The 15,539-nt window shown below is 65.0% G+C and carries 11 protein-coding genes; 4 read left to right on the plus strand and 7 right to left on the minus strand.

Annotation, left to right across the window (positions count from 1 at the left end; translation table 11 throughout):
• Positions 1–158: 158 nt before the first annotated feature.
• Positions 159–983: an NAD-dependent epimerase/dehydratase family protein gene (locus G8O24_RS07440; RefSeq protein ID WP_188097940.1), complete on the minus strand. Its 825-nt coding sequence runs from the start codon at positions 981–983 to the stop codon at positions 159–161.
• 89 nt (positions 984–1,072) lie between these two features.
• On the opposite strand from G8O24_RS07440, the gene G8O24_RS07445 reads away from it, so the two are divergent.
• Positions 1,073–2,050: an SMP-30/gluconolactonase/LRE family protein gene (locus G8O24_RS07445; RefSeq protein WP_188097941.1), complete on the plus strand. Its 978-nt coding sequence runs from the start codon at positions 1,073–1,075 to the stop codon at positions 2,048–2,050.
• A 195-nt stretch (positions 2,051–2,245) separates the two neighbouring features.
• On the opposite strand, the gene G8O24_RS07450 is transcribed toward G8O24_RS07445, so the two are convergent.
• Complete coding sequence (locus G8O24_RS07450; protein ID WP_188097943.1) at positions 2,246–3,676, minus strand: aldehyde dehydrogenase family protein; 1,431 nt, start codon at positions 3,674–3,676, stop codon at positions 2,246–2,248.
• Between the two features lie 332 nt (positions 3,677–4,008).
• Positions 4,009–6,372, minus strand: coding sequence for a thiamine pyrophosphate-binding protein (locus tag G8O24_RS07455; RefSeq protein WP_188097944.1), 2,364 nt, complete (start codon positions 6,370–6,372; stop codon positions 4,009–4,011).
• A gap of 130 nt (positions 6,373–6,502) precedes the next feature.
• Here G8O24_RS07455 and G8O24_RS07460 point away from each other — a divergent pair, with 130 nt between their 5' ends.
• The 3 genes from G8O24_RS07460 (at position 6,503) to G8O24_RS07470 (ending at position 9,451) form a co-directional block, all read left to right on the plus strand.
• Complete coding sequence (locus G8O24_RS07460; protein ID WP_188097946.1) at positions 6,503–6,964, plus strand: Lrp/AsnC family transcriptional regulator; 462 nt, start codon at positions 6,503–6,505, stop codon at positions 6,962–6,964.
• Positions 6,965–7,051: 87 nt separating this feature from the next.
• Complete coding sequence (ppk2, locus tag G8O24_RS07465) at positions 7,052–7,972, plus strand: polyphosphate kinase 2 (protein WP_188097947.1); 921 nt, start codon at positions 7,052–7,054, stop codon at positions 7,970–7,972.
• A 51-nt stretch (positions 7,973–8,023) separates the two neighbouring features.
• Positions 8,024–9,451, plus strand: coding sequence for a TAXI family TRAP transporter solute-binding subunit (locus G8O24_RS07470; protein WP_188097949.1), 1,428 nt, complete (start codon positions 8,024–8,026; stop codon positions 9,449–9,451).
• Here the strand turns inward: G8O24_RS07470 and G8O24_RS07475 are convergent.
• The 4 genes from G8O24_RS07475 to G8O24_RS07490 all read right to left on the minus strand — a co-directional run bounded on the left by G8O24_RS07475 (position 9,429) and on the right by G8O24_RS07490 (position 15,536).
• Positions 9,429–10,508 (minus strand): zinc-binding dehydrogenase, encoded by a 1,080-nt coding sequence (locus tag G8O24_RS07475; RefSeq protein WP_188097951.1) that lies wholly within the window; start codon positions 10,506–10,508, stop codon positions 9,429–9,431. The two genes, G8O24_RS07470 and G8O24_RS07475, sit on opposite strands and share 23 nt — an antisense overlap.
• A gap of 60 nt (positions 10,509–10,568) precedes the next feature.
• Positions 10,569–11,510 carry a DMT family transporter gene (locus G8O24_RS07480; protein ID WP_188097953.1) on the minus strand — a complete coding sequence of 314 codons (942 nt, stop codon included), beginning with the start codon at positions 11,508–11,510 and terminating at the stop codon, positions 10,569–10,571.
• Between the two features lie 188 nt (positions 11,511–11,698).
• Entirely contained in the window at positions 11,699–12,538 is an 840-nt protein-coding gene (locus G8O24_RS07485; RefSeq protein ID WP_188097954.1) for an aldo/keto reductase, read from the minus strand.
• A 292-nt stretch (positions 12,539–12,830) separates the two neighbouring features.
• A complete protein-coding gene (locus G8O24_RS07490; RefSeq protein WP_188097956.1) occupies positions 12,831–15,536 on the minus strand; it encodes a nitrate reductase in 2,706 nt (901 codons plus the stop codon).
• Between the last annotated feature and the right edge of the window lie 3 nt (positions 15,537–15,539).

The following is a 15,539-nucleotide window of genomic DNA, read 5'->3' on the forward strand; positions in this document are numbered from 1 at the left end:
GTACGCTCCCTCAGCGCGTCATTGCGAGCGCAGCGAAGCAATCCAGAGTCTTTCCGCGGAGGGATTCTGGATTGCTTCGCTGCGCTCGCAATGACAGGTGTGGCGAGTGGCTGCAAACTCAACTTCCATCGTCCTCGCCGCTGCACGGTCTGGGCGCGTTACCGCTTGCTCCAATCGATGATGCGGCTCGGGTCGGCGTCGAACTCCATGCTGCAGAACGCGCCGCCCTGGAAATAATCGCCGACCGGATCCGGCTTCAGCTTGGCCTGCTCTTCCATGGCGTGCTCGCGAAAATCTTCGGCGCGCCCCGTGGGGCGATAGCCGAATGCATAGGCGCGGCTGTTGTCCCACCAGGCGCGCTCGTTGAAGGAGGCGCCGTAGAAGACCTCGAAATGGATGTCGGGATGCTCGAGCCCGATGCGACAGAGCTGCACGAGGTCGTCGGGCTTCAGCCAGATCGCGAGCCGGCGCTGGTCGAGCGGCATGTCGCCGAAATTGCCGATGCGCAGGCACGTCACCTTCAAGCCATGCTTGTCGGCGTAGAGCGCGCCGACGGCTTCGCCGAACACCTTGCTGACGCCGTAGCGGCCGTCGGGGCGCGGCGTCACGTCGGTGCCGATCTTGTGGTGGCGCGGATAGAAGCCGACGGCGTGATTGGAGGAGGCAAACACCACGCGCTTGACGCCCTTGCGGTAGGCGGCCTCGAACAGATTGTAGCCGCCGATGATGTTGGCCTGGAGGATCTGGTCCCAGGTCCCTTCGACGGAATAGCCGCCGAAATGGAGGATGCCGTCGACGCCCTCGCAGATCGCCTCGACTTGCGCGAGATCGGCGAGATCAGCCGCCTTGAATGTTTCGTTCGCGCCGAGATCGGCCGGCGGCTTGATGTCGGAGAGCAGGAGATCCGGATAGATCGGCGGCAGCAGCTTGCGCAGGCGCGTGCCGATTCCGCCCGAAGCTCCCGTCATCAGAATACGCGGCATGTTGTTCCTCGCCGTTGGTGACCGATTTGCGGTCACGTGTCTCTAATGATAGCTGGATTGTCCAGAGGGAACGAAACGAGAGAACCGGCATGAATGAGGCATCGTCTCACACCCAGGAACGGCCGGGCTGGCGCCCGGCGAGCTATTATCCCGACCCGGCGATCCGTGCGCTCGATCCCCGCTTCGAGAAATACTGGCTGAAACTGTCGGCGGTGGAGCGGCTCGCGACCGGCCTGCGCTGGGCCGAGGGCCCGGTCTGGTTCGGCGACGGGCGCTATCTGCTCTGCAGCGACATTCCGAACCAGCGCATCATCAAATGGGAGGAAGAGACCGGCGCGGTCAGCGTGTTCCGCAAGCCGTCCAATTTCGCCAATGGCAACACGCGCGACCGGCAAGGCCGGCTCATCACCTGTGAGCATGGCGGGCGCCGCCTCACCCGCACTGAGTATGACGGCGAGATCACCGTGCTGATGGACCAATTCAATGGCAAGCGATTGAACTCGCCGAACGACGTCGTTGTCAAATCGGACGGCTCGATCTGGTTCACCGATCCGATCTTCGGCATCCTCGGCAATTACGAGGGCTACAAGTCCGAGCCCGAGATCGACATGAACGTCTACAGGCTCGATCCCGAGACTCGCAAGGCCACCGTCGTCGCCGAGGGTGTGCTCGGGCCGAACGGGCTCGCCTTCTCGCCGGACGAGAAAATCCTCTATCTCATCGAATCCCGCGGCGTGCCAACCCGCAAAATTCTCGCCTATGACGTCTCGCCTGCCGGAGACAAGCTTTCGAACAAGCGCGTCTTCGTCGATGCCGGCCCCGGCACGCCGGATGGTTTCCGCGTCGACGTCGATGGCAATCTCTGGTGCGGCTGGGGCATGGGCGATCCCGAACTCGACGGCGTCGTGGTGTTCGCGCCCGACGGCGTCATGATCGGCCGCATCGCGCTGCCGGAGCGCTGCGCCAATGTGTGCTTCGGCGGCGTCAAGCGCAACCGCCTGTTCATGGCGGCGAGCCAGTCGATCTACGCGTTGTATGTGAACACGCAGGGGGCGGTGGGGGGATAGTTGCGACGAGGCGATGCTCTCGTAGGGTGGGCAAAGCGAAGCGTGCCCACCACTTCTTGATGGTGGGCACGTCGCGCGAAGAGCGCGCCTTTGCCCACCCTACGATATCTCGCCTCGCCGAGACACATCAGAAGAAAAACAAAACGCCGGAACGGCTTCCCGCTCCGGCGTTTCGCTTGTTCAGCCGTTAAAAAATTACGCCGCGTTGAAGCCGGCGACGGCCTTCACCTCGAGGAAGTCCTCGAGGCCGAACTTACCCCACTCGCGGCCGTTGCCCGACTGCTTGTAGCCGCCGAACGGCGCGGTGCGGTCGTTGGGCACGCCCTGGAGGTTGACGTTGCCGGCGCGGATCTGGCGGCCGACCCGCTTGGCGTCCTCGACCGTCGCGCCCGAGACATAACCGGCAAGACCGTAGGGCGTGTCATTGGCGATCTTGACGGCGTCGGCTTCGTCCTTGGCGCCGATGATCGTCAGCACCGGTCCGAAGATCTCCTCGCGCGCGATCGTCATGTCAGGGGTGACGTCGGCGAAGATGGTCGGGCGGACATAGAAGCCCTTGTTGACGCCTTCGGGCAGGCCCGGGCCGCCGGCGACGAGCGTTGCGCCCTCGTCGATGCCCTTCTTGATCAGGCCCTGGATCTTGTCCCACTGGCCGCGGTTGACCACCGGGCCGATGGTGGTGCCATCGGCACGCGGATCGCCCGCCTTGGTCTTGTCGGCGACGGCCTTCGCGATCGCGGCGACTTCCTTCATCTTGGACAGTGGCACGATCATGCGCGAGGGCGCGTTGCAGGACTGGCCGGAGTTGTTGAACATGTGCATCACGCCGCCGGTGACCGCCTTGGTGAGGTCGGCGCCTTCGAGGATGACGTTCGGCGACTTGCCGCCGAGCTCCTGGCTGACGCGCTTCACGGTCGGCGCGGCGCGCTTGGCCACATCGATGCCGGCGCGGGTCGAGCCGGTGAAGGAGATCATGTCGATATCAGGGTGCTCGCTCATGGCGGCGCCGACCTCGGGGCCGAGGCCGTTGACGAGGTTGAACACGCCCTTCGGCACGCCGGCTTCATGAAGGATCTCCGCGAAGATCAACGCCGAGGTGGGCGTGAACTCGCTGGGCTTCAGGATCATGGTGCAGCCGGCGGCAAGCGCGGGCGCGACCTTGCAGGCGATCTGGTTCAGCGGCCAATTCCAGGGCGTGATCATGCCGACCACACCGATCGGCTCGCGCAGCACCATGGCGGTGCCGACCGGCTCCTCGAAATGATAGTTCTTGAGCACGTCGAGCGTGGTCATGAGATGGCCGAGGCCGGCGCCGGCCTGGAGCTTCTCGGCCATCGGTAGCGGGGCGCCCATCTCGTCGGAGACGGCGGCGCCGATCTCCTTGATGCGGGTCTTGTAGACCTCGATGATTTTGCTGAGCAGCGCGACGCGCTCCTCGCGGCTGGTCTGGGAGAAGGTGGCGAAGGCGCGCTTGGCGGCGGCGACCGCCTTGTCCACGTCGGCCTTGGAGCCCAGCGCAACCTCGTACATCGCCTCTTCCGTCGCGGGATTGACGACCGGAGTGGACTTCTTGACGGCGGGATCGACCCAGGCGCCGTCGATGTAGAATTGCATGCGATTGACCATCGTTAACCTCTTCTTGGGGGCTTGGGGGGCGTTTCGGCAGGCATCCTTGCACGAAAGCGCCAGCAATTGAACCCGCCATATGCGGGGCCAGCGTTGCGGCGGACGGGCGGAATATGGGACCCGACAGGGAGCGAAGCAAGCGGCTTTGGGTCCCGGCTCGGCGTCGCGACATTTCATGTCGCGCCTTGTCCGGGACACGAAATTGGAAGGAGTGCAAATGCTCGCGTGCCCCGGACGCTATCAGCGCGTTTACGCGCGTCTTCGACGCGCTACGGCAGCGCTCCTTCAGCGGTGCGCTACTGAGCCGGGGCCCATGCCGCCAGTTACCTCGACTACACCGCCATCTTCCGATGCAGCACCGGCGCGCCGATGGTGAGGCTTTCGGCCGCATCGATGATGGCGTTGGCGTCGATGCCGTAGTGGCGATAGAGATCGGCGATGCTGCCGGTCTGGCCGAACTGCTCGACGCCGAGCGCCTCGACGCGGTGGCCGCGGACGCTGCCGAGCCAGCCGAGCGCGGCCGGGTGGCCATCGATCACGGTCACGATGCCGCAGTCGCGCGGCAGCGGCGCCAGCAATTTTTCGATGTGGCTGAGATGCTGCACGCCGCGGCGGTCGCGCCGCAACTTTCGCGCGGCAGTCCAGCCGGAATGCAGGCGATCGGCCGAGGTGATGGCGAGCAGGCCTATGTCGCGCCTGTTCTCGCCGATGAAGCCGGTGGCCTCGATGGCTTCCGGCGCGACCGCGCCGGTATAGGCGATCACGAGCTCGGCATTCGGGCCGGGCTTGCGCAGCCAATAGGCGCCGTCGGTGATGCCCTGCTGCAGCTCCGGGGTCATGATGCGCTGGGCCTGCTCGATGCTGCGGGTCGAGAGCCGCAAATAGACCGAGCCGCCCTCGCCGGGATCCCGCTGCATGTGCTCAAAACCCCAGCCCATGATCACGGCGAGTTCGTCGACGAACGCCGGCTCGAACGAGGCGAGCCCGTCCTGCGCCATGCCGATCAAGGGCGTCGCGATCGACTGATGCGCGCCGCCTTCGGGCGCGAGCGTGATGCCCGAGGGGGTTGCCGCCACCATGAAGCGCGCATCCTGGTAGCAGGCATAGTTCAGCGCATCGAGGCCGCGCTCGATGAAAGGGTCGTAGAGCGTGCCGACCGGCAGCAGCCGCGCGCCGTTGACCTGGTGCGACAGGCCGAGCGCCGAAAGCATGATGAACAGGTTCATCTCGGCGATGCCGAGCTCGAGATGCTGGCCTTTGGGCGAGGCGTCCCAGTTGTAGGTGGACGGAATTTTCTCGCTGCGGAATAAGTCGGCCTTCGCCGCGTTGGCGAACAGGCCGCGGCGGTTCACCCAGGGGCCGAGATTGGTGGAGACGGTGACATCGGGCGAGGTCGTGACGATGCGTTTTGCCAGCTCGCTGTCCCCGCGCGCGATCTCGTTCAGCACGAGGCCAAAACCCTGCTGCGTCGACATCTGCGGCGACGGCTTGAAGGCGAGCTGGGCAGGCACCTCGACCACCGGCGCAGTCAGCCGGCGACCATCCCGGTTGAACGGCACGCGCGCCAGGAACGCGTCGAGCTCGGCGGCGGATTGCGGCAGGCCCTCATACTTGTCCCATTCGTGGCCCGGACGGATATTTTGGCTCTCGCGGTATTTCTCCATCTGGGCGACGGTCATCAGGCCGGCATGGTTGTCCTTGTGGCCCTGGAACGGCAGCCCGACGCCCTTGATGGTGTAGGCAATGAAGCAGACCGGGCGATCGTGGTCGATGGACTCGAACGCCTCGACCATGCTCGCCATGTCGTGGCCGCCGAGATTGGACATCAGCGCCAGCAGCTCCTCGTCGCTGCGCTTGTCGATCAATTTCGTGATCGGTCCCTGGTCGCCGATCTCGTCATGCAGATGCTTGCGGAAGGCCGCGCCACCCTGGAAGCACAGCGCCGCGTAGAGCGCGTTCGGGCAATTGTCGATCCACGCCTTCAGCGCCTCACCGCCGGGCTCGGCAAAGGCCTCGCGCATTAAGCGGCCGTATTTCACGATGACGACGTCCCAGCCGAAATTGCGGAACATGGTCTCGAACTTTTCCCAGAGCCCCTCGCGCACGACGGCATCGAGCGACTGCCTGTTGTAGTCGACCACCCACCAGGTGTTGCGCAGACCGTGCTTCCAGCCTTCCGCGAGCGCCTCGAAGATGTTGCCCTCGTCCATCTCGGCATCGCCGACGAGCGCGATCATCCGCCCCTCGCGGCGGTCCTTCATCCAGCCATGCGCCTTGACGTAGTCCTGCACCAGCGAGGCGAACAGCGTCTGCGCGACGCCCAGGCCAACCGAGCCGGTGGAGAAATCGACGTCGTCGACGTCCTTGGTGCGCGAGGGATAGGACTGCGCGCCCTTGAAGCCGCGAAAATTCTCCAGCTTCTCGCGCGACTGGCGGCCGAACAGGTACTGGATGGCGTGGAACACCGGGCTCGCATGCGGCTTCACCGCGACGCGATCCTCCGGGCGCAGCACGTGGAAATACAGCGCCGACATGATGGTGGCGAGCGAAGCGGACGAGGCCTGGTGGCCACCGACCTTCAACCCATCCGCATTGGAGCGGATGTGGTTGGCGTGATGGATGGTCCAGGACGACAGCCACAGCGCCTTGCGGGCCAGTGCCGTCAGGGTGTCGAGACGCGCGGAATCAACGGGCATGGCGATGCTCCGGAAAATAAGGCGGATCATACGCCTCCGGACGACGCCAGATTTCTCAATTTATCGCGTCATACCCACCAATATTGGGATATCATATCAATAAACCGATCAAAACTGTAGGTTCATCCCAATGCCCGAGCTCGACGCCATCGACCGCAAGATCCTCAGCCACCTCCAGACCGACAGCCGGATGACCATGCAGGAGCTCGCCGACAAGGTCGGGCTCTCGGTTTCGCCCTGTCATCGCCGCGTCAAGCTCCTGGAGGAGCGCGGCGTCATCTCGCGCTATATCGCGACGGTGGACCAGAAGGCGCTGGGGCTGCATGTCAGCGTCTTCATCTCGATCAAGCTGGCGCGGCAGAAGGAGGAGGACCTCAACCGCTTTGCCCGCGCCATCTCGAAATGGGACGAGGTGCTGGAATGCTATCTGATGACCGGCAACCGCGACTATCTGCTCCGCGTCGTCGCCGCCGACCTCGCCTCCTACGAGACGTTCCTGAAGACAAAACTGACCCGCCTCGACGGCATCGCCTCGATCGAGTCGAGCTTTGCGCTCAGCCAGGTCAAATATTCGATCGCGCTGCCGGTGTAGGCCCTACCGGGCCACCGCTGTCACATGGCCGCAACAAACCCCGCAGATGGTCGTGGCTATCAGGCATTCCTGCCGAAAGAGAGGGCCATGACTGCATCCGATCGTACCGCCGAGGCCGCCAAGCGTGAGCGCATCATCCAGGAGATGGCCGACGATCTCGACGAGGAGCTGGAGATGGAGCTGGATGATGCCCGTCTCGATGAGCTGCTGGACGATACCGACGTGCTCAACCCCACAGTTGACCGCAAGATCTATTTCCGCGAGTTGCTCCGCCTCCAGGGTGAATTGGTCAAGCTTCAGGACTGGGTGCAAGCTGAGAAGAAGAAGGTCGTGGTGCTGTTCGAGGGCCGCGACTCCGCCGGCAAGGGCGGCGTCATCAAGCGCATTACCCAGCGCCTCAATCCCCGCATCTGCCGCGTCGCGGCCCTGCCTGCACCGAGCGAGCGCGAGCGCACGCAATGGTACTTCCAACGCTACGTCGCGCACCTGCCCGCGGGCGGCGAGATCGTGCTGTTCGACCGCAGCTGGTACAACCGCGCCGGCGTCGAGCGCGTGATGGGCTTCTGCACCGACGAGCAATACCAGGAGTTCTTCCAGTCGGTGCCGGAATTCGAGCGGATGCTGATCCGCTCCGGAACCATCCTGATCAAATATTGGTTCTCCATCACGGATGACGAGCAGCAGTTCCGCTTCACCATGCGCATCAAGGATCCGCTCAAGCAGTGGAAGCTGAGCCCGATGGACGTCGAGGCCCGCAGCCGCTGGGAAGCCTACACCAAGGCCAAGGAGGCGATGCTGGAGCACACGCATCTGCCTGACTCGCCGTGGTGGATCGTCGATGCCGTGGACAAGAAGCGCGCCCGCCTCAACTGCATCTCGCATCTCCTGAGTCAAATCCCCTACGAGGAGGTCGCTCGCATGCCCGTGGTGCTGCCGCCGCGAGTCCGCAATCCCGACTACCACCGCGGCCCCGTCCCGCCGGAGATGTACGTGCCTTCGAAATACTGACGGCAGCCGCCGCGTCAACCGGCGGGCCAGCTTGCCGATGAGGACAGCTAGATGCCCGTGCCGAGCGACCTCAGCATCAACAGCAGCGGCGCCTCCCGCCGCCGCAATCGCTTCAGCCCATGGCTCGCGGTGGCAAGCCTGCTGTCGCTGCTGACGGTCGCGCTCGCGCTTGCCTATTGGTTCTGGCAGCCGGCGATGTTGCGCATTGCCGTCGGACCGGCCGGCAGCGACGATCAGACGCTGGTGCTCGCAATCGCGAAGGCGATCGAGGCAAAGAGCGGCGCCGTGCGACTGACGCCGATCGAGACCGACGGCACGCTGCAGAGCCTCAATCTGCTCGGCGCTGGCAAGACCGACCTTGCGGTTGCGCGCGGCGACCTTGCCATGCCACCGGAGGCCAATTCGGTCGCCATCCTGCGGCGGAATTTCGTAGTGCTGTGGGCGCCGACAGGGCGCAAGGGCGTACCCAAGTCGAAGGTCTCTGATATCGCCTCGCTCAGCGGCCGGCGCATCGGTATCGTGGGCCTCGGTGATGCCAATCCCAATCTGCTGCGCGTCATTCTCGCCGAATCCGGCGTCAATCCGCAGAAGGTGACGATCAGCCAGTTCGGCACCGACCACATCTCCGATATGACCCAGGATGTCACGCTGGACGCCTTCATGATGGTGGGCGCTCTCGACGACAGGGTCATCGCGGACACGATTGCCGCCACCACACGCCTGCGCGGCGAGCCGAAATTCCTCTCGGTCGACGTTTCCGATGCGATCGCCGAGCGGCATCCGCCGTACGAATCCGAGGAGATACCTGCAGGCGCATTCGCGGCCTCACCGCAGCGGCCCGACGACAAGGTCGAGACCATCGCCGTCAATCATCTGATCGTGGCGCCGACCTCGTTGTCCGAGGACACGGTCGGCGCGTTCACGCGCGATCTGTTCGCGGTCAGGCCGTCGCTGCTCAAGGAGTTGCCGGGCGCCGGCCACATCCAGAAGCCCGACACCGACAAGGACGCCGCACTGCCCGCGCATCCGGGAGCGGCCGCCTTCATCGATGGCAACGAACGCAGCTTCATGGACAAGTACAGCGACTACATCTGGGGCGCGGTATTGCTGCTGTCGGGTCTCGGTTCGGTCGCCGCATGGCTGCGACATTACCTGCGGCGCGAGGAGCGCAGCGAGAACGCACTGCATCGCGACCGCCTGCTGAAGGCGATCTCGAGCGTGCGCGAAGCCTCCTCGCTCGACGATCTCGCCTCCATGCAGAGCGCCGCCGACGACATCCTGCGCGAGACGCTGACCTGCCACGAGGATGGTGCCATCGAGGACGGCGATCTCGCCGCTTTCGGTCTCGTGCTGGCGCAATTCCATCAGGCAATCGTCGACCGTCGCGCCGTCATTGCCCAGATCGGACCTGCCGAGACCGCGCAACAATCCGACGGCGCCGTGCTTCAGCCTTTCCCTATCTCCACGGCTGCACGATGATCTTGGTGTGCGCCTCGGGATTGGCCAGATCGGCGAAGGCTTTTGCGACGCCGTCGATGCCTACTTCCGCTGTCACCATGGCCGCCGCATCCACCTGCCCTTCCGCGATCAGGCGCAGCGAGGCTGCAAACTCCTCCGGGGTGTAGCCGAGCACATACTGGACGTTGAGCTCCTTCATGATGCCGAGCATGGGCTCGTTCCTGTCGCTCTCCATGCAGACGCCAACCACGACGATCCTGGCATCGCGCGGCGCACCCTCGAACACCTGCTGCAGCAGGCCTGGCACACCGACGCATTCGAAGATGATTGCGGGCTTCAGCGCCGGCAGCATGGCCTGGAACGGCGGCCGCGCCGCCTTCTCCGCCGCCGACATCTGCGCGTGCTCGGCCCAGGTCGCATAGGGCTGCGACACCCTGGGATCGACGACGACGTCGGCGCCGAGCCTGGCCGCGAGCGCGCGGCGCGCCGGCGAGTAGTCGGCGGCGACGATCGGGTGCAGGCCCCGGATCTTCAGCGCGGCGATCACCGCAAGACCGACCGGGCCGCAGCCGATCACCAGCGGCACCTCGCCGCCGCTGATATTGGCCTTGGCCACCGCGTGGACGCCGACCGCCAGCGGCTCGGTGAGCGCGGCATGTTCCGGCGCAAGGCCATCAGGCACTTCCAGCAGCAGCGGCTCGCTCAAGATCATTCTCTCCGCATAGCCGCCGACGTAATCGTTGGAATAGCCGATCCCCTTGATGCCATCAGGTGTCAGCAGCGCGGGCAGCGAGCACACATGCGTGCCCGGCTTGAGCTTGCGTTCCGTGCCGGGGCCGTAATCGACGATCTCGCAGCAGAATTCGTGGCCGAACACGACGTCGCGCGACAGGTCCATCGGCGGTCGTCCGGTCTTCTTCGCCATCTCCACCATGCGGGGCGCGTGGTGGCGCGCGTGCAGGTCGGAGCCGCAGATGCCGCAGGCGAGCGTCCTGACCAGCACCTGGCCGGGACCGGGCTTCGGCTCAGCCATTTGGCCGGCGACAATCTCACCGTTCCTGAAAATCGCAGCGCGCATCCGGCTCCTCCCTCATCGTTGGAGCCATTGATAGCACGAAGCAGGACGCCCTGACTTGCGTCAGGGGTTCGGGGAGCGCTCTTCCAGCACCAGCAGCTGGGCGCGGCGCACACGCTCGCGATGGGCGATGTAGAGACCGCTGGCGACGATGAAGGCAGCGCCGACGACGGTCCAGACGTCTGGCAATTCACCGAAGATGAAGAAACCGAGGATGCTGACCCACAGCAGCTGGGTGTAGGAGAACGGCGCCAGCACCGAAGCATCGCCGTAACGATAGGCCAGCACGATGATCCACTGGCCGACGGTGGAGGCAACGCCGATCACGATGCCAAATCCGATCGCGCTCCAGCTCGGCGTGACCCAGACGAACGGCACCATCACGCTCAGAATCGCAACACCCGTGAGGGCCGAATAGGCCATCGTGGTGAGGACGGCTTCGCGCCCGCTCATCATGCGCGTCAGGATCAGCGCAGCCGCCCAGCAGAACGCCGAGACGATCGGAAAGAACGCGGCGACATGGAACGCGCTCGAACCCGGCCGCAGGATGATCATCACGCCGGTCAGGCCGATCGCGGTCGCGATCCAGCGGCGCAAGCCGACCTTCTCGCTGAGGAAGATGATCGACAACGCGGTCACGAACAGTGGAGAGACGAAGCCGGTGGCGGAAGCTTCCGCAATCGGGAGGAAGCGCAGGCCGGTGATGAAGAACAGCGAGGAACCGAGCAGTGCCGCGCCGCGCATCAATTGCAGGCGGAGCCGGTCGGTGCGCATCGCGTGCAGCGGCGAGGCCGGCAGCATCACCGGCGTGAACATCAGCGCGAAGGTGACGAAGCGGATCCAGGTGATCTCGATCGACGGCAGGCTGGTCGAAAGATATTTCGCTGTCACGTCGGAGCAGCCGAGAAACACGGTCGAGAGCAGCACCAGCGCAATGCCCTTGAAGGGATGATCGACGCGCGCAGGCGCGCGGCGAGCCTCCTGCTTCTTTTGAGCCATGGGCATGGAAATGCTGTCGAGCCTTGCGGCTGCGGCGGGCGGCGGCGTCACTGTGGGAACCCGGCAAGAATGCGAATCGAGAAGAGCCTATAAAAACGACAAACGCGCCGCTTTCACAACTTCCGAAAACAGGATGCCGATATGCGCTCAGGTCCGCGCGCGTCAATACTCCATTAAGAATGGAGGTTTGTGCACTACAGCATGGGCAGGCTGCGCGGCTTCGGGCCGCGCGGAAACGCCGCATCCAGCGCCGAAATCTCCTCTTTCGTCAGCACGAGGTCGCCGGCGGCCGCATTTTCGCCGGCATGGTCCGCCGACGATGCCTTCGGGATCGCGAACACCGTAGCCGCACGGGTGAGGAAGCTCAGCGCGACCTGACGCGGCGTCGCGCGACGGGCCTCCGCGATGCGCGCGAGCACAGCGCCGCCCTTGCTGCGCTCGTCGGGGAAATCATCGTGCCCGAACGGGGAATAGGCGACGACGGCAACGCCGTGCCGCTCGCACCACGGAATCACCGCGTGCTCGATCGCACGCTCCTTCAGGTGATAGAGCACCTGATTGCAGGCGATCTTGCCTTCGCCCGCCACGTCGAGGAGTTCGTCGAGATCGTCGGCGTCGAAATTGGAGACGCCCCAGGATTTGATCTTGCCGGACGTCACCAGCTCCTCGAACGCGGCGACGGTGTCCGCGAGGTCATAAGAGCCGCGCCAGTGCAACAGATAACAATCGAGGCTGTCGGTCTTCAGCCGCTTCAGCGAGCGTTCGCAGGCCGTGATGGTGCCGCGGCGCGAGGCGTTGCTCGGCAGCACCTTCGAGACTAGAAACACCTCGTCGCGACGACCGGCAATCGCATCGGCAATGACGAGCTCGGCATCGCCATACATCTCCGCCGTGTCGATATGGGTCATGCCGAGATCGAGGCCGCGCTGCAGCGCCGCGATCGCGCGCTTGCGGTCGCCATGGTCGAGATACCAGGTGCCCTGCCCGATCACGGAAACGTTGGCGCCGGTATTGCCGAAGGATTTTGTGTTCATGTCTGGCTCCGGTCCTCGTTCTCTGTGTCGTCCTGGCCTAGTGCGCAATTGCGCACGGGAGCCAGGACCCATTACCACAGGGAGATGTTGTAGCAGTAGATGCTGCCGTAGTGCGCCTCGACAACGCTGGACCCGGGTAATGGGTCCTGGTTTTCGCTAGGGCGCCCCCCGGGGGAGAAAGCGAGCACACCTCCATCAACACCGTCATTGCGAGCGCAGCGAAGCAATCCAGTCGGAGGAGGAACTCTGGATTGTTTCGCTGCGCTCGCAATGACGATGGAAAGAGCCGGGCCTACCCGGCCGCGCCCGCGACCTTCGCTTGCTTTGCCGGCGCGACTTCCGCCGTCGCAATCAGGCGCTTCAGCTCGGGGATGCAGGAGCCGCAATTGGTGCCGGCCTTGAGCCTGGCGCCGATCTCGGCGGCGGTACGCGCGCCGCTCGCGATGGTGTCGCAGATGGTGCCGCGACCAACGCCGAAGCAGGCACAGACGACAGGACCGGTCGAGGCGGCGCCTTCGCTCGATTTGCCCGACAGCAGCATGCGGCGCTGATCGTCGGTGACGCGATCGGCCGCAAACACGCTTTTCACCACCTCCCAATCGCCGGCATCGTGGGCGGGGCCGACGAACAGGCAGGTCTCGATGCGGTCGCCCGAAAACGAGGCCGCGCGATAGACGCCACCGCCGAAATCCCTGTAATCCGCGACATCCTCGCCGGCGAGACCGTCGAGCCAGGCTGGCCAGCGCGACAGATCGGCATTGTCGGCGAAGAGATAGCCAAAGCCGCCCGCGACCGTGACGCGAGTCCACAACAGGCTGGACGGCAGATCGAGCGGCTTTCGCGACAGCGCGAAGCCGCGGAAGACAAATTCATAGGGAGCGATCGCCGCCGGCGTCGCTTTCGATTCAGGCTGCCCCGAGAACGGATCGGTGAACGAGGCGACCAGCGCGCCGACGCGGCCGTGCGAGGCGTTCATCGCGCTCCAGTGGATCGGTGCGAACAGGGTGCCGCGCTGCTGGCGTTCGCTGACCACGACCTTCAAGATGCATTGGCCGTAGTCGGTGGTGATACGGGCATAGCCGTCATGGACGATGCCGTATTTGTTGGCGTCGTCAGGATGTATCTCGACGAAGGGTTCGGGCAGATGCGCGCCGAGCCGCTGGCTCAGGCCCGTACGCGTCATGGTGTGCCATTGGTCGCGGATGCGTCCGGTGTTGAGCCTGAGCGGACGCGACGGGCCGGTCTCGCTGCGCAGCGCCGGCACCTCCGGCGCGACGAAGCGACCCTTGCCGTCATTGGTGAAGAAACCGCCGTGAGCGAAGAAGCGCTCGCCGGGCGCTTGGCCCTCGCGTGCAGGCCACTGCACCGGTTTCAATGCATCGAAGGCCTCGTCGGACAGCGAGGTGAGCGCGCCGATGTCGAAATCGCGACGGCCATCATTTTCAAAGGCCGAGAGCGCGGCGTGCTCGCGGAAGATCTCGGCGGCGGATTTGTAATTGAAACTGTCGCCGAAGCCGAGGCGCTTGGCGGTCTCGCTCAGGATCCACCAGTCGGGGCGCGCCTCGCCGGGCGCCGGCAGGAACGAACGCTGGCGCGAGATACGCCGCTCGGAATTGGTCACCGTGCCCGACTTCTCGCCCCAGGCCAGCGCCGGCAGCAGCACGTGCGGCCCGGCTTCGACCGTGTCGTTGGTCAGCACGTTCTCCGAGACCACGAACAGCTCGAGCTTCTTCAGGGCCTCGCGCACCATGTCCGCATCGGGCAGCGACACCGCCGGGTTGGTGCCCATCACCCACAGCGCCTTGACCTCGCCGCGGTTGATCGCCTCGAACAGCTGCACCGCCTTCAGCCCCTCGTGGGTTGCGATGCGCGGTGCCTTCCAGAACCGCCTGACGCGGTCGATGTCGGGCGGCGTGAAGCCCATATGTGCGGCCAGCATGTTGGCGAGGCCGCCGACCTCGCGGCCACCCATCGCATTGGGCTGGCCGGTCAGCGAGAACGGCGAGGCGCCCGGCTTGCCGATGCGCCCCGTGGCGAGATGGCAATTCAGGATCGCGTTGACCTTGTCGGTGCCCTGCGCCGACTGGTTGACGCCCTGCGAATAGAGCGTGACGACCTTCTCGGTGTCGCGGAACATCCTGAAGAAGGTGGCGACGTCCTGCTCGGAGAGCCCCGTCGCCAGCGCGGTCGCGGTGACGCTGCCGGCGATGTTGCGCGCGCGTGCCAGCGCATCGTCGAATCCCGACGTGTTCTCTGCGATGTAGTCGCGGTCGAGCACGCCGTTGTCGGCGAGATGGACAAACAGGCCGGAGAACAGCGCGGTGTCGGTGCCGGGCTTGAGGCCGAGGAACAGATCGACATCGCCGGCAGTATCGGTCCGGCGCGGATCGATCACGATCATGCGCGCGCCGCGCTCGGCGCGGTTCTTCAGCATGCGCTGGAACAGCACCGGATGGCACCAGGCCGCATTCGAGCCGACGAAGACCAAGAGATCGGCCTGGTCGAGATCCTCATAACAGCCGGGCACGGTGTCGGCGCCGAAAGCGCGGCGATGGCCCGCGACCGAGGACGACATGCACAGCCGCGAATTGGTGTCGACGTTCGCGGTGCCGACAAAGCCCTTCATCAGCTTGTTGGCGACGTAGTAATCCTCGGTGAGAAGCTGCCCCGAGAGATAGAATGCAACGGCGTCGGCGCCATCGCGCGCGACGATGTGCTGCATGCGGTGGGCGACATGATCGAGCGCATCGCTCCAGGCGACGCGTTCGAGCACACCCTTGCAGCGGATCATCGGGTACAGCAGCCGGCCCTCGAGCCCGACGGTCTCGCCGAGCGCAGACCCCTTCGAGCACAGCCGGCCGAAATTGGCGGGATGCTCAGGATCGCCCGCAATCGCTGCGCCACCCTTGCCGTCTGGCGTCGCCAGCACGCCGCAACCGACTCCGCAATAGGGACAGGCCGTTCTGATAGCGCGGAGCGTGGGATCAACTGCTGTCATATC

Origin of the sequence: Bradyrhizobium campsiandrae (assembly GCF_014529705.1) — a bacterium.
Lineage (GTDB): Bacteria > Pseudomonadota > Alphaproteobacteria > Rhizobiales > Xanthobacteraceae > Bradyrhizobium > Bradyrhizobium campsiandrae.